Source organism: Sphingobacterium daejeonense (genome assembly GCF_901472535.1).
GTDB classification, from domain to species: Bacteria; Bacteroidota; Bacteroidia; order Sphingobacteriales; family Sphingobacteriaceae; genus Sphingobacterium; species Sphingobacterium daejeonense.
Genome location: NZ_LR590470.1, coordinates 2,343,926 through 2,368,283 on the forward strand (window position 1 = coordinate 2,343,926; position 24,358 = coordinate 2,368,283).

A 24,358-nucleotide genomic window follows, 5' to 3' on the forward strand; every position below is an offset into this window, starting at 1 on the left:
AAATGTAGCCCCCATGTTGGGGGCTTCTATATCATGCACTATGAAATACCTGAAATAACTACATAATCATCCTGTACGATACCATTCCAAACTTTGAAGACAATACCACTATAAGTTCCAGTACCTGTACCATCTGAAAACAATGTAGTATTACCTGCTATGTACCAACCATTAGGGATAAAATTACTTACTGATTTAACTTGCGTTGTATGGTAACCTGCGTACTGTTTGTTTGAACCACTTGTAGCATTAATACCTTCAGCATATAGGTAATAGTTAGTACCTGCATCCATCTGTCTATTGGTAACTGAACCTGAACTATTCAATTTAATCTTTGATTTAAAGGTATTAATCTTTGTTGAAGTCAATGTTTCTGTTGCAGATGTTATTGAATCCATAAAGAATAGATTTGAAGGTGTCCAACTTTCAGGTACATCATTGACATAAACTATACCTGCCGTCCCTCCTTCCCAAACTTTATTTCCTGAAGAATCATAGAATATAATTTTGGGAATTCCACCGACCAAACCCATCTGAATTGCAACTTGTCCGTTACTGTGCCTTACCTTGAATTGTCCATCATTGGATTCATTAATGGATACCCTGCTATCATTTTCACTTGTCTTAATCTGTCTTGCAGTAAGATTGTCAGTATTTATTTTATCAGCTGTAATGGTACCAGTACGAATCTTTGCACCATCTATTTCAGTAGTTGAGGCAAATGACCAAGCATCCGTTTTAGACTTAGCATTAGTTGCATTGGTGTTAGCTGTATTGGCTGTTGAAAGTGCTGTACTTGCATTCGAACTAGCTGTGTTAGCTGTTGAAAGTGCTGAAGATGCATTACTGTTAGCTGTATTGGCTGTGGTTACTGCATTGGATGCATTTGTGTTTGCAGTGTTTGCAGTTGTCTTTGCACTAGTAGCATCTGTCTTAGCAGTGTTAGCATTACTGTTAGCTGTGTTAGCAGTTGATATTGCTGTACTTGCATTGTTGCTAGCCGTATTAACGGTTGACTGCGTTGCAGGGTCTAATGAACTGAACGTAACCTTACCTGTCAGGGACAGTTCCTTACCGAAAATATTAATTGCGTTTGCTGTAATACTGATACCTGCCTTTATTTCCTCTTCGTCAGGTTTGTTGTAAACCTCTGACATATCAATTACAGTAGCCCAAGCTATGTAACTTTCAACAGGGGTTGATGCTGTAGGTGTAGGTGTACTCGCACTTACCTTGCGCAAGTCAAAGTGATTGACCGTACTGAAGTCACCTGTGTTTCCACACACCAATCTAAGGACATATTCTTCGTACATACCCGTACCTGCCGTAGGTGTAAGCCAAGTCGCTGACCTATTGGCACTGTCACCGTAACTGTTGTGAGCATCCATTATACGCCATCCAACAGGTAACTTAGCAACTATACGTGTAACAAACACCGCATTAGGTCTAGATGGGTTAGCCCATCTTACCAATGACAGCCTTTTATTAGAATCCGCTATACCAGTATGAACAAACTTATATGCTATGCTGTTCTTGGTAGGTGAATCCGTTTGAGTATTCACCCTAGTCATAGTCGTACCCACTGCATTAGGATATTGGGTCATACTGTTAGCACCTAATACAAATGACGGGTCAGTATACAACATCTTACCGTTAGCATAAGCCTGTGCAGATGCTTGGTTCGCTATCGCCTGCGTCTGTGCCTTCACAGTCAAGTTTATCTCTTCAGGGGCTATCTTAAGCTCTGCATTGTTCATCCTAGTTGTCAACCCATCCGTTACGGTTTTGTCAGCTTTTGCAAGTATGGTATTATTGGTAATGGATATTTGATTGTCAGTATAGGTTTTACTTGATGCAACAGCATTGGTCTGTGCAGTATTTGCTTTGGTTGTAGCGTCTGTCGATGCTGAAGCAATTGCTGAAGTCCTAGCATTATTAGCCTTGGTTGTGGCATCATTGGATGCTGTATTGATAGCATCTGTCTTAGCATTGTTCACCTGTGAGGTTACCTCGGTCTTAGTAGCCCTAAGGTTTATTTCAGTCAATGATTGTGTTATATCCGTTTCAGCATTGGTAACACGTGTGGTTAATGCTGTTACTTTATTTTCCACATCTTCAGGTGATGGTTTCCAGTCTGTTGCTTTGTTACCATATTCATATTGAAGTCTCCACCAAGTGAAGTCTACGTTATCCGATATGGTTATTGGGTTTACTTGGAATTGAACCGAACCAACACCATTACCTTCTATACCTTCAAATACAATACGCTTACCTTCGTTCGGTGCCAAAATAGTTGATTTAGAACCTTGGTTGGATGCTATGACTATATTCTTTGTTCCATTGTTTTTGAACCAACCTGAAGCTGTAACTGTTTCACCAGTCTTTGGAATTCCAATTGCTGTGAGAACTCTTACTGTACTGTTACCACCTGAAGATATAACCCTGTTTGCATCTGTTGCACCCCATTCAGGTACTGATACTGTGTTATTAGTTTTAGTTACCGATGCACCACTATATCCACCAAAGTAGTGAGCACCACTGTTACTGTTAAGCAATAGGTTACGTCCACCAACTTGAATATTTGCTACAGCATCTGAAGCTATCTGTTGTGTTTCCGCTCTAACTGTAGACTTGATTGCATCAGGTGTAATTTTAGTTTCAGCTGAAGTCATTCTTGCTGTTAACCCATCAGTGACTGTCTTATCCGATTTCAGGGTAATGGCGTTATTGACAACTGTAATCTGTGAATCAGTGTAAGTCTTGGATTCACTAACAGCTGTAGTCTTAGCGGAATTTGCTTTGTTCTGTGAACCAATTGTATTCTCACTTTCTGTCCACGATGTCCAAGATGTTGAACTACCATACCTTTGGAAAACCCTATTGTCTACTGTAGCTGTCTGAACAACTGTACCACCACTTGAATCATTCCAAGGTAGTGTAGTTTCTAACTGACAATAAGTACCTGCAACGCCTGTGATACCAATAGCTGACATAAACTTAAATTCCTTAACGGTCTTTTTAGGGTAATTGGCAAAGTACCAAGCAGGTGTTTGGTTGTCGCTTCTTGTGTCCTTGAATTCAGTTACTTCATTTATGGCTTCATTCTTAGCGGTATTGACCTGTGCTGTTACCTCGGACTTTGTTGCTCTAAGGTTGATTGCAGTGGTGTTCTGTGTAATCTGTGTATTGTGATTGGTAACAGTTGTAGTCAATCCTGACAATTCGCTGTCAATATCTTCAGGTGCTTGTGTCCATCCTGTAACCTTATTACCCAATTCCAGTTTTGGTTCCCTTGACTTAAAAATTGAACCACCATTAAATGCACTATAGTATCCAGTGTTATATGTTATGGTACATTTAGGTGCAGGTGCTGTAAATGTAAATGGTATAGTTTCTCGGATAATAACAGAATGGTAAGTATTATCTGCATTCCTGAACGTAATCCATAACCTATTAGGTGTAATCACTGTACCTTCTTTCATGCTAAAAGTATATTCACTGCCAGTACTTAGGTCAAACACATTTTTAGCTCTACCCATTGATGTATCGGTACCTTGACCAATACTTGCTTGATTCCAAGAACCATTTTCAAAACCCCCATAGATTAGGTTACGTCCACCTATTACAACATTCGCATTGTCGGTGTCTTCAGGAGCAGGTAACCATTCCAAGTTTGGCTTGGTTATATTACCTTCGTATAGGCAAGCCCAATCAACAGATGATGTACCTGCTGAACCTTGCGGATAGTGATAGAAGTATATACCCCCACCTATATTAGGTCTTGAATCCCTTGTAAATACAATTGTCTTGATGACATCTGTTTCATTAGAAATGAAATCCTGTTTAATTCCTTGACTACCATCAACCCAAACACCCAATGTACCTGCACCACTGTTACTACCTTTTACTACCAAGGTATAGACCTTATTAGGTGGTAACAAACGATAAGATGGAGCAACCTGATAATTACCTATCTGATATATATTATCAGTCGATAATTTTTTGAATGGGGTATTAGATTTCAACAAGATATTCCTATTGGATAAGGTCATATTGTTCACAGCATTGTTGACCGTTGTGTTAACTTCAGTTTGGCTTACCTTACTAGCAATTAAACCTGCCTGTTGAATTAGTGTACTTTCAGTGGTTGATATCCTTGTCTCAACTTCATAAGGATTAGGTGAATAATCAGTTGCTTTATTTCCTTTCTCAACTTTAATATTCTTTATCTCAAACCAAAAAGTCTGACCAACTGACAAAGCCAACAAGATACTAGCTACATCATTTGTAAAGTTCGGTTTGAAGGTTGTACTTACTCTAATATAGGTAGTAGAGTTGATTCCAGTTAAATCCAATCTGCTAAGTTCAGAATGTAATTGTTGGTTGTTCTGACCTGATTCATTCCTCATTAAAAATACATAGTTCAGATATCCGATATTACCTCGGATGTCAAATGACAATGTATAGTCCTGACCTGTTTCTACTGAAAAGGTATGGCTTGCACTGTTACGCTGATAACCGAATGCACCTGCATCTGTTGAGGTCTTATTATATCTTACACTATATCCAACTGACTGTGCTGTAGATGCCATTGTACCTAAACTTGTACCCCACATTTGCGGTGATTTCAGATATGAATCATAGAATATATTTGTGGCTCCAACCTGCAAATTACCTACAGCATTATTCACAATTGTTTCAGTCGAATCCTTTACCGTATTGATTATGGCAGTAGGAGTAATCTTTGATTCAGCTGTGTTCATACGTGAATTCAATCCATCAGTTACGGTCTTGTCGGCTTTCAAAGTGATAGCATTATTTGCTATTGTTATCTGTGCATCTGTGTATGTTTTTGCAGAAGATACAGCATTGGTCTGTGCTGAATCAGCTTTGGATTGTGAACCTACTGTAGATTCAGATTCTATCCAAGATGACCAAGCAGTAGTAGTACCTGCACGTGTGAAAATTCTACTACCTACTTTCAGTTCCTGTTGAATAGCACCACCTGAAGTATCAGTCCAAGGTACAAAGGTTGTTAGCTGACCATAAACATAGCCTGCAACAGTTACACCCAATACAGCAAGTGATTTAAACTCCCTTAATGTTTTGGATTTATGGTTGGTGAAGTACCAAGCAGGGTTTTGGTTTGTATCCCTTGTATCCTTGATTTCGGTTACTTCTTTTACAGCATTGGCTTCTGCTGTATTGGCATAGCCCTGTGCAGTTGTATTGGCACTAGACAAAGCTGTACCTACCTGATTGGTTACCTCGGTCTTAGTAGCCCTTAATGCAATTTGGTCTGACTGTTGGGTTATGGATGTTTCTGTACTTGTTACCCTGTTTTTAAGAGAAGTAAATTCATTATCCACATCAGCAGGGTTTGGTGACCAAGCTGTCGCTTTGTTACCTTTTTCAACTTTGATATCCTTGAATTGATAAACAGCCCAATTGAATTTACTGAAGTCCACAAAGTGATATAATGCTGAATAATTGGTAACATTAACCGTATGGGAAAAATACACCCATTGGTTGTTGTTAGGTACATTTATTGTCTTGGTGATGTAGATGTCACATATGTCAATTTCAAAAATTAATGGTAAAGATTGTGTACCTCTTACCCATCCCGATAATGTCCATTCACCGTTACCAGTAACGACATTTCCCAAGCGCATACTACCAGTTGCACTTGCAGTAGCTGTATAGCTAAATCCGTTCGGACAGTTTGAATCATTCCTGTTACCTATAATACCTGAAGTCAAAACACTGATTGGTGTAATGGATGGTAAATTGGAATAGGTATTGGTTCCACCGATTATTATCCCATCTACTGCATCTTTGGCTATTTGTTCAGTTGAATCCTTGACAGTGGAAATAATAGCTGAAGGCGTAATCTTGCTTTCAGCTGTAGTAACTCTGTTGGTCAATGCATCTGTAATTGTTTTATCCGCTTTAAGTGAAATAGCATTATTGGTAACTGTTATTGAATTGTCGGTGTAGGTCTTACTACTAGCTAGTGCATTATTAGCTTTAGTTGTGGCATCCGTTGAAGCTGAATTTATTGCTTCACTTTTAGCGGTTGATACCTGACTAGTAACTTCTGTCTTGGTAGCTCTCAATGCTATTGCATCTGCATTCTGTGTTATTGTGGTTTCTGCTGTACTTACCCGATTTTTCAATCCTGACAATTCAACATCAATATCTTCAGGTGCAGGTGTCCAGTCAGTTGCTTTAGTACCCACTTCTAATTTTAGGTTGCGGATATAGATTTTTACCAAATTACTATTGGCACCTTCACCATAGAATTCGATTTTACCTGCACCTGTATTTGATGTATTGGTTAAATTAATTGGTGCTTCGTACCTAGCCCATTCACTAGTAACGGATGGGATAACACTTGAATAGATATATTTAGCATTTCCGTTACTACTGTATACCCTAACAGCACCACTAGTTGCGCCATTAATAAGGTCAACCTTTGCATCAAATGAAATCATGATTGGTTTACCCAATAGACCTGCAAACAAATCATTTAAATTCGTTCGGTATACACCATATGCTGAATTTGAAGACATACCAGTAGTAGCCCATTCAACAGCTGAATTGGTGATGTAGTTACGACCACCGATATTGATATTACCTACAGCATTATTAACTGAAACATCAACATGCGATTGTGTGACCTTAGTCGCAATTAGGTTTGCCTGTTGAGTTATGGTTGATTCTGCTGAAGATACACGACCAGTTAAACCACCAACTGTATTGTTTAAACTGTCAAATGCAGTCTGTGATACTTTACTTTGTATTTGGTTTGCCTGTTGGCTTATGGTACTTTCAGCAGTACCTACTCTTTGGTTCAAAGCATTGTAATCAGATTGACTAACTTTACTGTTGATAGATGTCTCCAAGACTTCAAATTTGGTTGTGGTTGATGTCCTGAAAACTTCCAAGGTATCATTGATATCTTCAGGGGCAGGTGTCCAGTCCAATGCAGGTTTATTTACTTCACCCTCATAGAGTGTAGCCCATTCAACCTTAGAAGTACCTGTTGAATTTTGTGGATAATGGTAAAAAGATATTGCCGTTCTTGTTGGGGTATTGGTAACAGTAAAAGTTATATATTTTATAACATCATTTTCATTGTTGATTATATCCCTCTTAATTTCCTGTTGTCCATTTACCCAAACACCCAAACGACCTGCACCACTACTCGAACCTTTAACAACTAAAGTATATTTTTTCCCTATCTCTAATGGTCTTTTGCTTGGAACTATAGTATATGAACCCATAAGGTACATAGCTTCATTTTCCAACTTTTGGATAACAACATTTGAATTGCTCAATAGGTTACGGTTACCAACCTGAATAGCCTTAAAAGCATCCAAGGAAAATTGATTTGCACTTGCGATTGCATTGGCTTGGGCTTGGTTTGCTTTATTTTGTGCGTCAATAGCTGAAGCATCAATTGCCTGTTGTTTTGCGCTATTAGCTTTTGCAGTGGCATCTGCTTTTGCTTCTGCTAATTTTGCTTCTGCATCTGCTATTGCTCTTTGTTCTTCAGCTGTAACAATCCCATCCGAATATGCTTTTATAATAGTTTCCTTTAAATTATCTTGGGCTTGTGCATAAGCCTTCATTGAAGTGTCCAAATCAGTAGATGCTTTAGCTCGGATACTTTCAATTGCTTCACTTAAGCGAGTTGAAAGTGTACCTAAGGCAGTTCTATAGTTACCAAAATTGGTATTGACTGCATTCTTTTCAGCTACTGTTGTTTTTCCATCCGATATAGCTGTATTAATACTATTGATTAAGGTCGTGTGATTATTATTATATGCTGTCTTAGCTGTAGCTAAATTAGTTTTTGCAGTTCCAACAAGACTAGTATTTGCATAAACAATACTGTATTGATTGTCCAATTGGAGCTTTTCAACATTGATTTCATTTATATATTTTTCAATACTAATAGCTTCTGCTTTTTCGATTATTCCATCTTGGAATGTTGTGTTAATTGTTGATTCCAAGTCACTAAGAACGTCACCCAATTCATCAATCTGTTCATCCGTATATGCCTTTGCATTCGCTGTTGATGTCGTAATTGCTTCTTGTGCTTTACTGTTTGCATGATTTTTTGCCCTCGGTCAATTTAGCATTCGCATCCGCAATTGCACGTGCTTCTTCATCAGATACAACACCGTCTGCATAGGCTTTAACAAGGATTTCTTTTGCGTTATCCTGTGCATCCGAATAAGACTTCATGCTTGCATTTAGGTCAGATATCCCTTTATTTCTAATAGCTTCCAAAGCTTCATTTACACGTGTTGAATAGGTAGCATTCTTGGTCTTGAAATCTGCAAATGCATTGTCAACAGCGGTCTTTTCAGCTGTTGTTGTTTTTCCATCTTGGATTGCAGTATTTATAGCAGATACCAATGAAGTATATGAAGTATTTAAAGCTGTTTTGGCAGTATTAAGATTGGTTTTAGCCGTTCCTGTCAAGTTGGTGTTAGCGTAAACAATAGTGAATTGGTTGTCAATATCAGCTTTTTCACGTCCAAGGACATTCAGGTATTTTTCGATTGAAATTGCTTCAGCTTCTTGTATAATCCCATCCTGAAAAGCACCTTCGATTTCAGTCTCCAAGTCATTAACTGACTGTCTAAGCTCTGCAATTTCAGTGTCTGCGTATGTTTTAGCATCATTGTAGAATGCTTGATTCTGTGCATCTGTATAGACTTTAGCTGTATTGATAGCATTGTTTTTAGCCGTGTCAATAGCAGTGTTTGCTTCAGCTTTTGTAAAGACATTAGAACCGTTCTGAACGATTAATTTACCTTTAATGTATGCTGAATTGGCATATAGACCATAACCCGATAATGCACCCAAGTCAGGGTCAACAATACCATCCAATTTTCCTAAACGTACCTTTGTTTTATTGGTTAATGAAGCATTGGTAACACCATCTATAACATCTATGAAAGGTGCACCGTTATCCGATGCAGTTAAATATACTGCACCTTGACGGTTAAGGTCGGCACTATTACCTATACGTACTAAATCATCCTTGGATTCAGGAAAACTAGCACCTTCGATAACTTGCAAAGTGAAATGTTTATCAGCATAATTAGTTGCAATAACTTTAGCTGTATAGTATTTCATTGATTTGCCGTTGAACCTTTGGCATCGTACAATGTCATTCACTACAAAAGGAATCCAAATTGTATCTTCATCTGTATCTATTGTACATCTGTAGTCATTACCTACCTTAGTTGCAGTTTCTAATTTAATGGCATCCGATACCCAAAGTGAACCGTTGGTAGCTCTAATTTGCGATACAATTAATTCATAAACCGTAAAGTCTTTTCTGACTGTTAAACGGTCTAATTCCATTAAATAATTACCGTTGGCATCTTTGGCTAAACGATATCCAGTACCTGCAAAACCGCTCACAAAAGTAGCAGATGATTGTTCACCAATCCTAGCAACATTTGCCCCGAACTTCATCAGTCATAACTTGACTAGTTGCATCCAAAATATCTGTGTTTACACGTGAATAAGCATTCAATACATCCGTATTAACCTGCAAGTCTGCATTCAATATTTGAGTATCAATTTGCGTTTGAGCAACCAAAGTGTCAGTATTGATGTTGAATGTATTGGATATATAATTACTCTTTGCAATGTTGGTATTGACTTCATTGGTTGCATTTACTTCAACAGTATTGACCATAGAGGATGCAGATAACACATTGGTATCAATGTTATTTACAACAGTTAAATTCTGAAAAATTGGTGATGCAGAAGTCGATAAATCTTGGTCAATTAAATCAAGAAAAGTCTTATTGTTATGCTCATGAAGCATATCTGCATTGTTATTTATAACTTCTTTTTAATTCGTTTGCATCTGTATTAGTCCATTTACCAGTTATGTGATTGTTGCTCTCATTAAACTTGGTTTTGTCCTGATATTGTACTTTCTTTTTTGCCATTATATTTATGGATTTTATTAGATAGTAAGTGTGAAGGGCATAAAAAAAGCCCCCATGTTGGGGGCTTCTATGCTCTGGATGTTTGGTATGGTTATAAAAAGAAATCCAAGTTATAATCAAATCCTTCACTTACTATTTCAGCAGGAACTAAGAATAATTCCAATTTTAGGTTTGCATTGGATGTAAATTCTAAATTCATCCTATTTCTTGTTTTTTGTGTATTTCTTTTTTAATACATCAATGTTGTTGGTGTCTAAAACGATTGGGTATAGCTCACCACTATTCAATTCAGTATATACATTTCTACTATTAATTATACTACTGAATGCATCATATTCTTCATCTGATAATACCTGACTAGTTATAATATAACGATTAGCAATTGAGGTATTGACCACCTTCTGAAAAGGTTGATAAACCCCATTTATACGATTTAAATATCCATTGGTATTAATTACATTCTTGGTTGATGATTTGGTTTCCCTTGGTGAGATGAACGTATTGGAAGTCATACCCCCAAACTCGTTTATCCAGTTAATATTACATAGTGTCTGATTGCAATTGTAGACCATTAAATTATATGTTCTATCCTCGGACATCTGTACACCATCATTGTCAGCTATATAAACTGTAATGGTTTTTAGATTCTGTAAATCAAAACCAATTTGCTCTGACAAACTCCTAGGTGATAAATTAAGTCTATGTAATTTTTTGTTTTGTGGATTGGTAAAATCCATCATATGAGTTTGCTCTGTACCGTTTTTATAGGTCAAGAAAAAAGTAATATTACCAACGTCACTAGTATTGTCAGCCAAAAAATATAGATGTTCTTTTTGTACGTAATGAAGAAATGAAAACGTTGGTCTATCCGATAAAAATTTATGTTCATAACCTTTTTGCAGGAAATAAGAGTTCATGAGATTATTGAACAAATCAAAATTATTAAGCTTACCATTGAATGCATGATTGATACCAGTGGTTAATTTTGGTTCGGTGATATTCCCTGCATTGTCCAATACCTGTTATCTCGAGGTAGTACGATATTACACCATCCAAATTAACCAAAACATTATCTGAATTGTCGATTGGTGTTGATGTTTGAGCATCAATAATGGCTTGGATATCAATGAAGCTTTTATTTGAAGATGGGGGTAAAATAGATTGTTGTCTTTATCAAAATCTCATTGGTAACTGCTTTTTTAACCAATACATTGTAGTATAGTGTATTGTTGTTGTCACAGCTGAATTCCCAAATCATTGGATTTTGAGAAGGTGAAAATAAATATGGTTGTCTTGTTATTGTAATCATGCTTTTTTAAAGGTCTAGGTTTGAAAAAATATTGGATATGTAATATTAATTGCTTGGTTGGTGGCATCATTTAATAGCTTTGGAATCTCTTTTTTGAATATGTTCTTTGGCTCTGCACCATTTAGGAATCTGTCTTTTGCCATTGCATATGCCATTTGTTCTATGGCTTTTTCGTCACCACTAAAGACTTCATCCTTACCTGCATCACTGCCTAGGTTGTAGCTTGTGTTACGAACTTTCAGGTTTTTTAAATTAATCCAATCTATAAATTCCTGTACAGGTGGCATTTTGTCTGTGTACTTGTAAGGGCTAAATGGGGCTCTAATAGCGTTAACTGAACCCTGCACACCTTCATCTAGGAAGTTGATATACTTTTCGCCAATTATATTTATTTCGTTTGGATTAACTATCTGAAGCTCGATATTGGCAATTGAACCAGTGGCAATTAAATCTTGGTCAGTTATGTTTTGTACAACTCGGTCAACAAAGTCAGCACATACACCTTCAAGACCTTTTTCAGGGTCTTTGAATTCAGTTCGGTCAGTACCTAAATTGTCTAACCAATCCAAACTTTGCTGTCTTGCATTGCTTTGTTTTGCCATTTAATATTTTTAATTAGTAAGTGTTAATCACTAAAAAAGCCCCCATGTTGGGGGCTTCTATATTAAATGTTGTTTTTATTAATCTGAATTGAATTAAGTTCAGCTTCATCAATCATCATGCTTGCAATACTTAGTACCTCAATTATACTGCGATTCATTAATTGAAAATATGGTGTTAATGTATAATCTGAAACATCTTTGACCATCTTCAGAAATCCATAATTGGAATTGAATTCTATCTTTTGTTCTTGAAGAATTGAAGCGAGAATATTTTCTTGATTTTCTCCTTCACTGTCCGTTTGAGTAAAGATTTTGCCGAATAATTGATAAATTTCACTAATTCTCGCTGAAGCAAAAAAAAAGCATACAATACATCCGTTGTCGGTAATTGGTTAACTTTTTCTTCTTTAATGCCTGTCATCATGCTAATAATATAGCTCATTGAATCTTCATCATTTTTTAACTTCTCGTATGAAATGAATTCATCCGTTGTTAGGTCTTCTAATTGTTTGAAGCTCCAATTGAAGTTTGATTTACTGAAATCAGGTTTTTGTGATAAAAAGCTAATGTCTTCTGTTAACGTTTGAAAGTTTTTTGCTTCATTTCTTTAACCTCATTAATAGATAAGTCATTGAGAACTGCAACCATTTCAATCAGTTTTTGAAAATCATCATCTGTTTTAATTTTATTTAGTTCTACGTATTTTTGGAATGGTAATGTCTCCCAACTGTTTATTTTCATTTTTATATATTTTATATTTTAAGCCCTACGGAATGAATACGTATTACTTCTTCTAGTTCTTTTATTGTACATATGCCAACACAACGCCAATGCTATAACTTGGTCATCGTGCCCCGAAACAGCTTCATATTTTATATTTTTGGGGTTCAAGTCCGAGTATTTGTATTCAAAATTTAGCATTTCATCCGCCACGCTTTGGCAGTAGCGAATCTTTCCCTGCTCCACGGCAAGAATCAATTCTTTTATTAGAATGGGCTTACTTGCAACGTTAAAATTAAAGCCGTATAAATTTGAAAGTTCTAGTTTTAGCTCGTCAAAAATTGGCTTTCCAACTCCCGAGTTATCCATCATTTTATCTATACTTCTTGGTAATTCTTTAAGCTTCATTTTGGTTCATTCCAATCAGATTGCCAACGTTGTAATCTTGACATTGTAGCAACTCCATTTTCATCACTTAAACCAATAACTACTGACCAATCGACCGTAGATGCAAGGTCAATACCTATAGCTTTGTCTTTTTTCCTCGATAAAGTTGGAATGATATTTTTTGCAATGTGGTTACCGAAACAGTTCGCACCCGAAACTTGTGGAATAGCTAAATATTCCTGTGCAAAAACCATTTCAGGTAATTCTCTTTTAGCTTCTTCGATGACTTCCCTTTTCAGGTGTGGGTTGTCATATGTGCTATAGTGAAATGACTCCCAATTTTTATACTTTAGTTCACTGCTTAACCCATAGTTATAAAATTGAAAAAACTCCCCTTGACCTCTCGGTGTACTTAAAAATATTGCATCACCATTAAAATCAGTTAAACAAGGATTAATACATTCGAAAAAGAAATTTTTGAGTGATTTTATGTAAGCGCACTCGTCAAGTATGGCAAGGTGAAATTTATGCCCCCTAAAATTATCAGGGGCTTCACCTGTAAAAAAGCGAATTGAACCACCTGTAATTAATTTAATATATAAATCAGTTTGGTTACATTCTTCTATCAATTCACTACCAATAGTTTCAAGAAGTTCTTTGTAAAAACTTTACCAAGAGAAAATGTCGGGGTAACATAGGCTATTAGTTTTTTTATCCAATGCCCCCTGTATCGCTAATGATTTGCAGATGAGACTTTTGCCCCAGCGTCTGCCGCACATTAAGACCTTTCTTTTTGCTTTTGAATTTAAAAATTTTACTTGTCCTGAATGTGGGTTAGGTAATATTAATCTTTGTTTCAATACTAAAATGGGTCATTATTATCATCAATGTCTGTTTCAACATCAATGTCATCAGCATCTGTGCTGTCTATATCCTCAATTTCTTCATGAGGTGTAATTTTGATTACAGGTTCAGGTAATGCTTCAGGTTTTTCATAAGAAATCTCGATTTTATTAATCTGTTTCTTTTCTTCTTTCAAACCTTTTTTCAATTGCACCTCTTGTGCATAGGTCGAGGTGGTGAACTTTGCCATTTCAATAAGAAAACGAGCTTGTTGATTTGGGGTCAACTGGTCAAAAATAGCCTGCATCTTTGTCATATTATAGTGGACAAATAGCCCAATCTTTTTACCTGTTTCTTTATTAATAAGGTCTCTAGAGCTGTTTTTTAACTTATTATAGCTTGGGGTTTTGTTTGGTGAATTTTTTGGGCGGCCCCTTTTTCCACCATTATTATTTTCGTTTGCTTCTGCCATTGGATTTAGGTTTTTGAATTGGTTTTACTTCTTCTTTTTTGTCCTCAACAATTGGTTCAGCTATAGCTTGTTCTGCTACCTCGGGGGTGAATTCAACTGCATTGTCTTTTTCAACTTCTTCAGCTTTATTTTTTTCTTGGCGTTTTTGCCAGTTTTGAAGGATTATGAATGCTTCTTTAACACAGCTTGAACATCCTGCGTTGAACTTGATATATTGTCTTTTGGTGATGAAATTGTAAACCGATTCCAAGACCTTAATATCTTTTTCGTTGTCAAATTTGTAGATTCCTGAAACTGCATGATAGTCTATTACGTACTGCAATTGCTCGATTGCCTCGAATATTTCTTGATTTGTCATATTATTTATATTATTTATAGGTAAGTGTGAATGCATAAAAAAAGGGCTACATATGCTGTAACCCTATATTTTTTAAAAAATAACTTTGATATTTTTTTCTTTTACTATTTGTCTTAATTTTCAAAAATCTGTTCTTTTTGTTCTCTATATTCCTTGCGATATTTACCCTTGGTAACACTTTTGTCAAGTTCAAATTCAAGAATTTCTTTTTCATGAGGTTCTAAAAAGCTCATTAAATAATACAGAATATGTTCTTTTTTAACCTCTACCAATTCACCGTTGTCATTGACCTCTAGTGTGGTTACACTGTCTGTTCCAACAGGTCAAAGTCTCCACTTTGTTGCGTCAAATTGCTCGTAAAGCTATATATTGACCGAACGAATGCTTATTATAATCCTGATAGTTGGGCTTTTTCAGGAACATTTTTTAAGGATTCCAAGTGCTACAGCAAACGGTTTTTTTGGATTAATTAAATACCACTCATACAATAATTCAGCATCTTTTTTTGAGAAGTTGGTTAATAACTTCCTGCTTAATATCTTCAATAATTTTGGATTTGTCTGTGAAAAAATTCTTGAAACAATGATGTCTGCACACCATATGGAAATCTTCACTCTGATATATCTCTCTTATAATTTCATTCTTTGCTTTGTCTACGTCAATTAATCTAATTTTTTTACTCACTAGTTCATATTATTTAAGGCTTTGAGTTGCTCGTTGGCAATAACTCGGTCTAGGTAGATTGCTAACATTGCTGAAACAGGTGCAATCAGTAGGGATAATGGACTTGTATACATCAGGATTGAGTAAATCAATCCAACCCAAAAAGCAAAACACAGTTTGCAATTTAGTGGGGGTCTGTCCAGTTTTATTTTTTTTATAAAATTCAAATAGGGGTCATTATGCCCTGTCATGAAGATTGCAGTCAGTGCAATCATGATACTAATTATTAGTTCTTGCATTTTTTATCATTTTTAAAATTCGTTCTTGGCTTGGGGTCAAAGGTTCAAACCTGCTTCTTTTTTGTCCAGTATTGGTATCTCGGATATCCGCATCTTTGAAGTCCAGTAAATAGACTTTCTTTAATACTTTTGTTGTCTTATCCGCTGTTGTAGCGTTCATCCACCGCATTACACCATCTTCTTCTTTTAGATTTAATTTGTTCAAATTCCACGTAGCGGTTAACATTGTTGGAAAAGTGGTACACAGCTATTATTTGTGTGTTCTCGGTCAGCTTGACTTGGTTCAGTCTGAATACCTTATCAACCTCTAGGTAAGCATCTTCATATTGAAAACTTGGGAAATCCCTTGTCTTTATTTCCACCAATATTGTCTTACCATTCTCTAAACTAAAAGCGTCAAAAGGACACATATCATCCTCTGCGAATTGCCAATTAACCATTGGAAAAACTGTTAATAATTTTTCTCTACCTGCTTCTTCAAATTTTAATTTTGAAGCCATTTTGATTTTTTTATTTCCATTTTTTATTCTCTTTATTATAAATATTAGGTAATCTGAAAAATGAATGTTTTTACCAATATTTATTTCATATAAAGAAAATAGGTCATGAAGGCTTAATTATGTAGTTTAAAAGTTCATGCATAAAAAAAGGGATGACCGTATTGTCACCCCTGATAATTGATTGAAGATTAAAAAATAAAATTGGGAATACCGATTGTTCTATCTCACTTTTTCCGTTTTCACTGTGTCGGTATTCAGGTTTGTTTTTATTTCTTGGTAGCAACGAACTCCTACTGCTATTGCTAGGCATACTAATAATGCCTTCAATGTGAATTTTAAATTTGTTTTGAACTTTTCCATATATCTATAAATACAACGTAATTTGAAAAGTTATCTATTTTTTATAAAAAATAATTTTCATATTCTTCATATTTTAATTTAGTGAGGTGAAATACTTCATCTTCACCTAGGTCAAAATAAATTGATTCAAAATATTCACCTAATGTTTGTTGTCTAATTTCCATTATGCTGTTGATTAACTTTCAAAAAACTTCTTCATAAACCTGCTGACAGATTGAATAATATAAATCATCATCTATTTCATTGTCTCCAACTATCTCTTTTACTTTTCGTGCATATAATTCTCTGAAATAGTTTTTAACGTCTATATTTTTTGCTTGTTCATTTAAACTTTTGATTGAGTGCATATCATCATTTTTGACTAATTCCTTTACCACATTTAAGTATGAATTCAATACTGTTTCCTGTTTACCTGTTAACTTATATCCCCTAGCTATATAATCACCAATTGATGGCATAAATTTCTCTAGGAATTCTGTTTTCTCAATTTTACCATCCAAGATGCTCTTTTGAATAAGTAAATATTTATCTCTATTACTAATCATTTATTTCAAATTTTAAATTATTGTGTTCAAAACGTTCTTCTACAGTTTCATATATAACTAAAAATAATTCTTGGCTACTTCATCTCCTGTATTTTCATTAACAAATTGCTTTGAAGTCAGATTATATATTTCGCTGAAGTTTTGCATACCATTATTAATTAGTTCTTGGACAAACTTTTGATATATATTTAAATCCTTAATAGTTTCATTCTTGGTTGGAATCTCACCATGGTGAGATTCTTCTAATGTTTGAACTTCTTTTTCAGTTGGTTTTTTAATTTCGTTTTCCAAGGATTCCAATTTTTTGATTGAAGGTCATTGCCATTAGTTCCATCATTTCCTTTAACATTTTTATTTCTAGTTTTAGCTCGTTCATAGTTTCTCTTTCTTCTTCAGTGATTATATCCTTGGGTACGTATTGGTAATTTTTAGACCAAAGTGACTTTTGAGGTTTAACAACTAAATGATTATCTAGATGAAATCTTTGAATATATTCAGGCATAGAATTATATTCTTCTCCATAAAACCTTCTTTTAACCTCACCTTGGTTAATCTTCCATTTATATTGGTTAGTGGTTTTATAGTCTTCGATTTAGTTCCTGCTCGTGTGATGAAGTACACACAATTAAAGAATTACTTAATAATGGTTTAAATAATTCATTCCATTTATTGCCGTTCAAATTCCCAAAAAATACTCTGTGATTACGTACATTTATTTGGTACCCTAATCCATCAGCACGATTTATTAAATAGATTAATAATAATGCTTTTTCCTGTAATTCCTTAGTTGGGTAAATCTCTTTAATCTTTTTTTCAACTTCTCCTGTGAAGTCATAAATTGTTAAGTCTTGTTTGTTTTTAATATTCATAGTTTTATTTTTTTTATAAAACCCATAGTTATTTTTTAAAAGAGGTGGGTTTATAACTCCACCCCTTAACTATGAATTTCTTATAAATAGTAGTGTCGATTCCTAATGATGTTTTTTATTAAAACTTTTTTCTAACAACTGATATTGAGGTAGAAAAAAAAATAGACAAACCAACCCTACATTAACTAATATATATCAAAACCTTCCAAAACCAAGTTTTTATAAAAAAAAATAAAAATTAATATCCTGACCACAGTTTGACCACAGTTGAAGAAAAGATTATAAGAATAAAACCTATTAAAATTCTATGACCACAGCTTGACCACAGAAACACCACAGTTTTTGACACAGCTTGACCACAGAAAAGACCAACATAGTACGTATACTAGATAAAGATAAGAGAAAACACTCTCATCATCTCCCTACGGCATTGAGGCATTGGTAGCCCAAAGCGGACAATGCCAATAATACATATACAATAAATAAATAATACTTCACTGCGTTCGTATTATTTATAGTAACCTTAACATAAACCTTATATTTTTTATAAAAAAAAAACCTACGGTATTGAGAAAACTAACAGAAAATACAATGTTGGATTATATTAGTTTTATGGTTAAACTAAAAGTAGATTTCAACATAATTAAGAATATAAAAAATCAGTTGAGAATAAATAATGTGGATGAGGTTGAAATAGTTAATTGTATTAGCAAAATATACCATAGGGTAAAAAACATTGAATTCTCACTTATATAGAAGTAGAAGTAAACAACAGAATAACTTTAAGTTTTGGTTATGATACATCAAATAGGTATAATAATAGTATTTTCAATGTTAAAGTATCTACTCAATAGGATTTAAACATGAAGTTTCCCTACGGTATTAAGATAAGGTAGTTAACAAATACAATTGTTAAACAAAGTATGTTACCCCTACGGTATATAATGTATAAACAACAATAAGAAATATTATTCTTCAACAGGATTAAGGTAGTATTACGAGGTTACCAATTATCTCAATATTCCCAATATCTCAATGGTCTATCGACCAAAGGTTACAGGAATAGTTATCCATGGTAACTTCAAGTAGCAGAGGTTCCGCTCGCCCGCCTGCGAGGTTAGGGTCAAAGATGGTTGTATTAGGTCAGGGGGTAGCTAGAATCAATTATCTATCACAATGGTATAGATATACCTCAAACGAATGAAAGTGTCTTAAATCGCCTTATTTGAGTCAAAGGTTTTAAGGTATGAGTTTTTATATATTATATAAGCAAGGAAAATAAATTAAAAAAAGATTACTTTATAAATTATATAATTTTCCGACACAAAAATTATTTTCATTAAAGTTTGGATTTTAGGAAATTATTCGTATATTTGTATTATTGAATTGAAATTATTCTACCTATTATTCAGATACTTATATTTTTTAGGCGTAATTCTTTAAATTTTTTTGGAATAATTCAATTCTTGTTGTATTTATAGGTAAAGATTAAAAATATTAATAAAATGGAAAATTTAAATAAGAACAAAAAAAATGGTCTAGAGGTAACAATACCCCTGACAGATGTAAAAAATTGGGAGATTGTTACATACCTAAATGGTAAAAAGAATGGTTTCTGTTTTTGGATTGTTGATGGTGAAATTGATAATGTAGGTTTTTACCAAAATGGTAAATACTTTCAGGAAATGAAAACCTCAAAATAAGGATTATGCTAATGTAATTTACAAAGGTTTAGTTGACAATTACTACCAATGTGATTTTTTTGGTAGAAACTTCATGCAGGATAATACACGTGTATTGCAAGACTTAAATATCGTTTGGATTGATTAAAAAATTAATAATATGGAAAATATAAAAGAAAAGTGTCAGCACTTAGACCAAGCAGAATACAAAAATTTGTTAAATGTATATCCTCAACTAAGTGCATTGTTAACCAAGATTTCGGATATTGCTACAACTCAATCGCTTGAGCTATTGCAGACAGAAATTGAAAAGGATGAAGAATATAAATGGTTTGATAACTCTAATTGGTTCAATCAAATCCACGGATTCTCATCAAGTTTTATTGAAACTGAAATTGATTTATATTGTGAAGAACAAGGTAAATCAAAGGATGAATTGACAGAATTGGATTACGAAGATATAGCTTTAGAAATACAAAGTTCAATTGATTGCAACTGTAAGGAGTTAAATGAAATTATTGAAACAATAGAAGAGTAAAAAAAGTAATATAATAAACAAGAAAAGCCCCCATGTTGGGGGCTTTTTCTATTTAAAATTACCGATACTTTTTTTGTATAGCTGTTGAAAAATCATAACTATCTATGTGATAAATGTTGCCATAAAGATATTCATACGAATAATTATAATTTTCACCTTCAATAAAAAAAGAAAAAGTCCCAAACTTTTGCACAGGCATTTTTTTATTTTCACTAAAACTTAATAATTGTTTCAACGCACATTTTCCGATGTTTAAAATTGTCAAATTATCCATTTAAATCACACAATCTTTTTTAATTTTTAATTTATAAACAATTTTAAAAAATTATAGTTTTACTCTCCATCATCTTTTTTGGGTTCTTTAGAACTTACCCAATTACCTAAGTATTGCCTGACCTTATCCACTATTGCAACGCCTGTATGTTTCTCAATAGTACTTAAATTCCCAAAAGTTCAGCACCAATTGGAATTGCCATTATCAATTTAAAAATTTCAAATGCTTCTTTAATTAGGTGTAATTGAACCGCATTCACAACTATTACCAATATTGAGTACATTATCAATTTAATAATGAATGGCTGTGTTATTTGCCAGTGTTTGCATTCTTTGCATTTACCGAAAAACCATACGGCTAAATCCATTATATAATCGACCGTAACAAGGAAAATAAGTAGAATGTATAATTCCCAAACAGGGCAAAAAATGCGGAAATAAAAAGTAATAACTTGGTAACTAAGCTTGAAGTCACAAAGTTGTTGAATAGTTCTTTTATCAGTTCCATCTTAAATTAACCCTTCCAAAATCTTGTTGCACCAGTGTCAATGTGCACAAAAGTGGGATAATGACCTACACCACCTTGTTTTTTATTTTTAACTACACAGGATAACCAACCTTTAATATCACCATTTATTGGGTATGTGTCCAGTGCATTGCCGTATATGTGTTGACTTGCAGTTGCACCGTTTACTGACTTATTATAGCTAGGTGACCTATAGCTTGAACTAATTCCAATCGGTGAACCGAATATTGTTCTCAACTGTTGAAGTTCCAATATAATTTTAAGGTTGATTTTGGTTGTGGTATCTTTTCTGTTCTTGGTCAAGAACTCATGAAGTTTGAAATTCTTGGTTAGTTGAAAGTTCGGAGTGGATGCATTAAATGTTATGTGGTCTCCATCTACTTTAATATTGTTCTTTAAACATAAATCTTTTAATTCTTTAAGTGTCATTATTGGGTTTGGTTAATTTTGGATTAAAGTTTGTTAACTTTAACGGATTAATTTGCAGATTTACAAATAATCCTTATTTGGGTCTGATTCTGACCTCTATATCTCGTCTGTATTGAATTATCTTTTGAGATTCGACACATTGTGTCAGAAACACTAAGAATGTCTTAAAACGTCTTATTTAGCTTTATATGGGATAAGACAATAATTGGCTTCATTGAATACTGCTATCCGAATGGCAAAACTAATTCCTGCATTGCGGTCTGTGTGGTCTTCAATAAATTGGTTAATCTGAATGTTTGCGTCCAATTCGAACCTGTCATTGTTCATGATGTGGTAATCTATGAAGTCTTGTGCTACCATCATGCAGTCATTGTGGATATTATCCACATTTTTATGCATGATTTTATCGTTTTGAATGTCAGAAATTGTGATAACAAAAGTGTAATAACGGTAAACATTAGACACTGAAGAATTGACAAACTCACAGTGTGCTACAGGATAGTCAATATTGTTCAATTCACTGTAATCATCTTTTGAGGTTATAACAACGGTATTGATGAATGCACTATTTTTGAACCAATCTTTCAGGTATTTTTTTAAATTATTTAAATTCATATTACCTGAACCTCCAACCAGTTTTATTGCTTCTTGCCTTTGCAATTTCATAAGAATTTGGTTCGGATTTGATATAAAATCCAGTAGTAAATCCTGATTTTTTGGGCTACCAGTACCGCATGATTGGTCAAGATATTCAATCAATCTTAGCTTGTAGGTATCCATCTTAGCACGGTAATATTTCTTCACGCTTTCAACTTCACCCAAGGTGACATCAGATGCATTTGCATCAGTTATTGTCTTAGTTCCTTTATTGCTGAACTTGTAATTTAATGCAGTCGTAATATCGTACAGAACGGAATAAATCAAAAAGTCATTGATATATTCCTTTTTAAGTTTCACCAATTCAGGGTCAATAATATAGCTTTTATCTTGGGTATACTTGGTGTATTCTTCAATAAGCTCATTGTATTTTTCAGCACCTAAAATGGGTTTCAGTTTTATATCCTGAACTTCTTTAAGGGTAATTTTATGAGTTTGGAATTCAGATTTTCATCCAAAATTGAATTCTCTTTTATATATTTTTCGCTTAGTAAATTTATCATGATTAATTATTTTTTAGCGTCTAACTACACTGTGTTTTACCCAAGTGTGTCTGCAATTTTTGCCCATTTTGTGGGTAAAAACATCCCATCCAAGGACAGCTGACATACTTTCAATTTCCTCTCTAGAATAAAGTTTGTTGCTTCTAACAAGCTTGTGACAGGTTGGTCTATTTTTATCATCAGCTATACCTTCATAGGAATACATCACGGAAATTGATTTAATTTTTGAAGTATTATTTGCAGAAGGATTCACATTTAGTTTTCTCGCTTGGTCTTGAATGTCCTGTTTTTCAATTAAAGAAGTCATTGGAATAACCTTAGTAGAAACTAATTTGGCTAATTCTTCTCTTATTTCTTGATAGTAAATTGATTGTCCAATGCGGTCTGAATACCACGTAATGAACCCCCTACGAATGGACTGTTCGCAATTAGATAATCAGTTAACCTCTTATCACTTTCAAATTTTAAATTCTCACTGAATTTGTAAGTCCTGAAGATTACAAAATCATCTTTGTCTAGTCCAAAAATGTTGAATCTTGTTGAATGTTTCATCTTCAATTTCTTCATCATGATTTTCTTCTTTGCTGAATTTGGATTCAGTTGCAGTAGGAATTGGTTGAGCACCAATCATTTTTTGTCCTTCATTATTTGGTAATTTTGGTAAACCTTTCAATTCTCTTATCTCATCTATAAGCATGATTTTTTCCAACATTGGGTCTAATTCTTCATCACCGAACCTATCTGCATCATCCTTAATATCCAATGGGTTAAAATATCCTTTGAACAATTTTATTTAGACCTTTAAGAATCTCAACACGTTTATTTAAAACAAAATTTGCTCTGAAAATTGAATATGCATCTGTTAAAGTTTGGTTAGCTCCAAGCTGACCTTGGATAGCAATACCTGCCAAAGCAGGTGATGGTAATGAGTGACCAATAACAATATCCGCATCCGTGTTTTCTTTTAATGTTAAGAATGCATCGTTGAAGGATGAAGAAGAAATATTGGTTACTTCTGCACCTTTACCGCTTTCATCGCTGAAGTTTATAAGCATGCGTTTTCCATTAACACCTTGGTATGAATTTTCTAAATCTTTTAGTAATTGGTCAGCAACTTCATCTTCAGGTTCACCGCCAAAAAACGTAATAATTGAACTAACAGAAAAGTTATTTTTTTAAGTTGTTTCTATGAAAATCTCGAATGGCAATATCATTCTCTATGCTTATCAAACATCCGCTGTAATCGGGGGTTGGGTAGCAGAATGAAGGACTAGGTGAGTAGCCTTGGTAGTAGAAAATCTTGCTTGTTAAATCATCTGTAATTTGTCTAGTCCAACCATCAAAATGAATAGATTCTGTTGAACGTAGAAACCAGTCTTCACAATACCAAAAATGTTTCTTGTTTTTTGATATACGTAACCTGTCTACAGGTATATGGTTGTATTTTACCTGTTGCCCTGAACGGTCATAGATAACTTCTATTGCATAGGAGTTGAAAATCAAAAAATCTTTGGTTACTTTTTCGAATAAATCTACAATTGAATCCTCATCATTGACCATAAAGTCAGCATATTCATCTGTATTTTCATAAATCAGTCCATTTCCGTGTATAAATGTGTACTTTGAATTTAAAATTCCCTTATGACTTGGTGAATCCTTGTATAATTCAAGCAAATAATTGGGATATAAGTTTGAATTACCCCAATACATCATGACATCAGCAGATTTTCGACCACCTTTAGGTGTTTCTATAGGTAATTGTGTAGGTTGAGTGCTGAAATTAAATGCTTTTACGTTTAATTTTTGAGGTTTTTGATTATTTTTATTTCTCATGATTGTA

General features: G+C 34.1%; 27 protein-coding genes. 2 read left to right on the plus strand and 25 right to left on the minus strand.

Features of this window, described 5'->3' with window-relative positions; genetic code table 11:
- Positions 1-38: 38 nt before the first annotated feature.
- From FGL31_RS11275 to FGL31_RS11350, 17 genes are all read right to left on the minus strand, one after another.
- A complete protein-coding gene (locus tag FGL31_RS11275) occupies positions 39-8,039 on the minus strand; it encodes a hypothetical protein (protein WP_171017642.1) in 8,001 nt (2,666 codons plus the stop codon).
- Between the two features lie 67 nt (positions 8,040-8,106).
- Positions 8,107-9,498, minus strand: a complete 1,392-nt coding sequence (locus FGL31_RS11280) for a hypothetical protein (protein WP_138091497.1) — start codon at positions 9,496-9,498, stop codon at positions 8,107-8,109.
- A complete protein-coding gene (locus FGL31_RS11285; protein ID WP_138091499.1) occupies positions 9,473-9,856 on the minus strand; it encodes a hypothetical protein in 384 nt (127 codons plus the stop codon). Before FGL31_RS11285 ends, FGL31_RS11280 begins: the two co-directional genes overlap by 26 nt.
- A gap of 327 nt (positions 9,857-10,183) precedes the next feature.
- A complete protein-coding gene (locus FGL31_RS11290; RefSeq protein ID WP_138091501.1) occupies positions 10,184-10,999 on the minus strand; it encodes a hypothetical protein in 816 nt (271 codons plus the stop codon).
- A 307-nt stretch (positions 11,000-11,306) separates the two neighbouring features.
- Entirely contained in the window at positions 11,307-11,894 is a 588-nt protein-coding gene (locus FGL31_RS11295) for a hypothetical protein (RefSeq protein ID WP_138091503.1), read from the minus strand.
- A gap of 235 nt (positions 11,895-12,129) precedes the next feature.
- Positions 12,130-12,336 carry a hypothetical protein gene (locus tag FGL31_RS11300; protein ID WP_138091505.1) on the minus strand — a complete coding sequence of 69 codons (207 nt, stop codon included), beginning with the start codon at positions 12,334-12,336 and terminating at the stop codon, positions 12,130-12,132.
- Between the two features lie 134 nt (positions 12,337-12,470).
- Positions 12,471-12,635, minus strand: a complete 165-nt coding sequence (locus FGL31_RS22680; RefSeq protein ID WP_171017643.1) for a hypothetical protein — start codon at positions 12,633-12,635, stop codon at positions 12,471-12,473.
- Between the two features lie 18 nt (positions 12,636-12,653).
- Complete coding sequence (locus tag FGL31_RS11305; RefSeq protein WP_138091507.1) at positions 12,654-13,022, minus strand: hypothetical protein; 369 nt, start codon at positions 13,020-13,022, stop codon at positions 12,654-12,656.
- Positions 13,019-13,630: a terminase large subunit domain-containing protein gene (locus FGL31_RS11310; protein WP_171017644.1), complete on the minus strand. Its 612-nt coding sequence runs from the start codon at positions 13,628-13,630 to the stop codon at positions 13,019-13,021. The genes FGL31_RS11305 and FGL31_RS11310 overlap by 4 nt, the downstream gene beginning before the upstream one ends.
- A gap of 233 nt (positions 13,631-13,863) precedes the next feature.
- Positions 13,864-14,316, minus strand: a complete 453-nt coding sequence (locus tag FGL31_RS11315) for a hypothetical protein (protein ID WP_138091511.1) — start codon at positions 14,314-14,316, stop codon at positions 13,864-13,866.
- Positions 14,294-14,674 carry a hypothetical protein gene (locus FGL31_RS11320; RefSeq protein ID WP_138091513.1) on the minus strand — a complete coding sequence of 127 codons (381 nt, stop codon included), beginning with the start codon at positions 14,672-14,674 and terminating at the stop codon, positions 14,294-14,296. The genes FGL31_RS11315 and FGL31_RS11320 overlap by 23 nt, the downstream gene beginning before the upstream one ends.
- 683 nt (positions 14,675-15,357) lie before the next feature.
- Positions 15,358-15,636 carry a hypothetical protein gene (locus FGL31_RS22685; RefSeq protein ID WP_171017645.1) on the minus strand — a complete coding sequence of 93 codons (279 nt, stop codon included), beginning with the start codon at positions 15,634-15,636 and terminating at the stop codon, positions 15,358-15,360.
- Positions 15,637-15,773: 137 nt separating this feature from the next.
- Complete coding sequence (locus FGL31_RS11330; protein ID WP_138091517.1) at positions 15,774-16,136, minus strand: hypothetical protein; 363 nt, start codon at positions 16,134-16,136, stop codon at positions 15,774-15,776.
- A gap of 542 nt (positions 16,137-16,678) precedes the next feature.
- Positions 16,679-16,996, minus strand: a complete 318-nt coding sequence (locus tag FGL31_RS11335) for a hypothetical protein (RefSeq protein ID WP_138091519.1) — start codon at positions 16,994-16,996, stop codon at positions 16,679-16,681.
- 102 nt (positions 16,997-17,098) lie between these two features.
- Complete coding sequence (locus FGL31_RS11340; RefSeq protein WP_138091521.1) at positions 17,099-17,332, minus strand: hypothetical protein; 234 nt, start codon at positions 17,330-17,332, stop codon at positions 17,099-17,101.
- Positions 17,316-17,543, minus strand: coding sequence for a hypothetical protein (locus FGL31_RS11345; RefSeq protein ID WP_138091523.1), 228 nt, complete (start codon positions 17,541-17,543; stop codon positions 17,316-17,318). The genes FGL31_RS11340 and FGL31_RS11345 overlap by 17 nt, the downstream gene beginning before the upstream one ends.
- Positions 17,544-17,619: 76 nt before the next feature.
- Positions 17,620-17,910, minus strand: coding sequence for a hypothetical protein (locus tag FGL31_RS11350; RefSeq protein ID WP_138091525.1), 291 nt, complete (start codon positions 17,908-17,910; stop codon positions 17,620-17,622).
- A gap of 1,505 nt (positions 17,911-19,415) precedes the next feature.
- Here FGL31_RS11350 and FGL31_RS11355 point away from each other — a divergent pair.
- Complete coding sequence (locus FGL31_RS11355) at positions 19,416-19,613, plus strand: hypothetical protein (RefSeq protein ID WP_138091527.1); 198 nt, start codon at positions 19,416-19,418, stop codon at positions 19,611-19,613.
- Between the two features lie 139 nt (positions 19,614-19,752).
- Positions 19,753-20,130: a hypothetical protein gene (locus tag FGL31_RS11360; RefSeq protein ID WP_138091529.1), complete on the plus strand. Its 378-nt coding sequence runs from the start codon at positions 19,753-19,755 to the stop codon at positions 20,128-20,130.
- 437 nt (positions 20,131-20,567) lie between these two features.
- Here FGL31_RS11360 and FGL31_RS11365 read toward each other — a convergent pair whose 3' ends face one another.
- From FGL31_RS11365 to FGL31_RS11400, 8 genes are all read right to left on the minus strand, one after another.
- Positions 20,568-20,771 carry a hypothetical protein gene (locus FGL31_RS11365; RefSeq protein WP_138091531.1) on the minus strand — a complete coding sequence of 68 codons (204 nt, stop codon included), beginning with the start codon at positions 20,769-20,771 and terminating at the stop codon, positions 20,568-20,570.
- A gap of 146 nt (positions 20,772-20,917) precedes the next feature.
- Positions 20,918-21,358, minus strand: coding sequence for a YcbK family protein (locus tag FGL31_RS11370; RefSeq protein WP_138091533.1), 441 nt, complete (start codon positions 21,356-21,358; stop codon positions 20,918-20,920).
- A gap of 174 nt (positions 21,359-21,532) precedes the next feature.
- A complete protein-coding gene (locus tag FGL31_RS11375; RefSeq protein ID WP_446677081.1) occupies positions 21,533-22,441 on the minus strand; it encodes a DUF6712 family protein in 909 nt (302 codons plus the stop codon).
- A gap of 90 nt (positions 22,442-22,531) precedes the next feature.
- Positions 22,532-22,825 (minus strand): hypothetical protein, encoded by a 294-nt coding sequence (locus FGL31_RS11380; RefSeq protein WP_138091537.1) that lies wholly within the window; start codon positions 22,823-22,825, stop codon positions 22,532-22,534.
- Positions 22,826-22,866: 41 nt separating this feature from the next.
- Positions 22,867-23,088, minus strand: a complete 222-nt coding sequence (locus FGL31_RS11385) for a hypothetical protein (RefSeq protein WP_171017646.1) — start codon at positions 23,086-23,088, stop codon at positions 22,867-22,869.
- Positions 23,024-23,305 (minus strand): hypothetical protein, encoded by a 282-nt coding sequence (locus FGL31_RS11390; RefSeq protein WP_138091541.1) that lies wholly within the window; start codon positions 23,303-23,305, stop codon positions 23,024-23,026. Before FGL31_RS11390 ends, FGL31_RS11385 begins: the two co-directional genes overlap by 65 nt.
- Complete coding sequence (locus FGL31_RS11395; RefSeq protein ID WP_138091543.1) at positions 23,286-23,573, minus strand: hypothetical protein; 288 nt, start codon at positions 23,571-23,573, stop codon at positions 23,286-23,288. The genes FGL31_RS11390 and FGL31_RS11395 overlap by 20 nt, the downstream gene beginning before the upstream one ends.
- A gap of 112 nt (positions 23,574-23,685) precedes the next feature.
- Complete coding sequence (locus FGL31_RS11400) at positions 23,686-24,351, minus strand: hypothetical protein (protein WP_138091545.1); 666 nt, start codon at positions 24,349-24,351, stop codon at positions 23,686-23,688.
- Positions 24,352-24,358: the final 7 nt, after the last annotated feature.

Coding starts and splice junctions, on each gene's coding strand:
- FGL31_RS11300 (WP_138091505.1), bottom strand. CDS start 12,336: ATGAGCTATATTATTAGCATGATGACAGGCATTAAAGAAGAAAAAGTT.
- FGL31_RS11380 (WP_138091537.1), bottom strand. CDS start 22,825: ATGACTTCTTTAATTGAAAAACAGGACATTCAAGACCAAGCGAGAAAA.
- FGL31_RS11370 (WP_138091533.1), bottom strand. CDS start 21,358: ATGACACTTAAAGAATTAAAAGATTTATGTTTAAAGAACAATATTAAA.
- FGL31_RS11330 (WP_138091517.1), bottom strand. CDS start 16,136: ATGGCTTCAAAATTAAAATTTGAAGAAGCAGGTAGAGAAAAATTATTA.
- FGL31_RS11295 (WP_138091503.1), bottom strand. CDS start 11,894: ATGGCAAAACAAAGCAATGCAAGACAGCAAAGTTTGGATTGGTTAGAC.
- FGL31_RS11345 (WP_138091523.1), bottom strand. CDS start 17,543: ATGCCTGAATATATTCAAAGATTTCATCTAGATAATCATTTAGTTGTT.
- FGL31_RS11400 (WP_138091545.1), bottom strand. CDS start 24,351: ATGAGAAATAAAAATAATCAAAAACCTCAAAAATTAAACGTAAAAGCA.
- FGL31_RS11385 (WP_171017646.1), bottom strand. CDS start 23,088: ATGATGAAGAAATTGAAGATGAAACATTCAACAAGATTCAACATTTTT.
- FGL31_RS11395 (WP_138091543.1), bottom strand. CDS start 23,573: ATGCTTATAAACTTCAGCGATGAAAGCGGTAAAGGTGCAGAAGTAACC.
- FGL31_RS11350 (WP_138091525.1), bottom strand. CDS start 17,910: ATGAATATTAAAAACAAACAAGACTTAACAATTTATGACTTCACAGGA.
- FGL31_RS11305 (WP_138091507.1), bottom strand. CDS start 13,022: ATGAAGCTTAAAGAATTACCAAGAAGTATAGATAAAATGATGGATAAC.
- FGL31_RS22680 (WP_171017643.1), bottom strand. CDS start 12,635: ATGAAAATAAACAGTTGGGAGACATTACCATTCCAAAAATACGTAGAA.
- FGL31_RS11285 (WP_138091499.1), bottom strand. CDS start 9,856: ATGCTTCATGAGCATAACAATAAGACTTTTCTTGATTTAATTGACCAA.
- FGL31_RS11280 (WP_138091497.1), bottom strand. CDS start 9,498: ATGAAGTTCGGGGCAAATGTTGCTAGGATTGGTGAACAATCATCTGCT.
- FGL31_RS11315 (WP_138091511.1), bottom strand. CDS start 14,316: ATGGCAGAAGCAAACGAAAATAATAATGGTGGAAAAAGGGGCCGCCCA.
- FGL31_RS11360 (WP_138091529.1), top strand. CDS start 19,753: ATGGAAAATATAAAAGAAAAGTGTCAGCACTTAGACCAAGCAGAATAC.
- FGL31_RS11365 (WP_138091531.1), bottom strand. CDS start 20,771: ATGGATTTAGCCGTATGGTTTTTCGGTAAATGCAAAGAATGCAAACAC.
- FGL31_RS11320 (WP_138091513.1), bottom strand. CDS start 14,674: ATGACAAATCAAGAAATATTCGAGGCAATCGAGCAATTGCAGTACGTA.
- FGL31_RS22685 (WP_171017645.1), bottom strand. CDS start 15,636: ATGCAAGAACTAATAATTAGTATCATGATTGCACTGACTGCAATCTTC.
- FGL31_RS11355 (WP_138091527.1), top strand. CDS start 19,416: ATGGAAAATTTAAATAAGAACAAAAAAAATGGTCTAGAGGTAACAATA.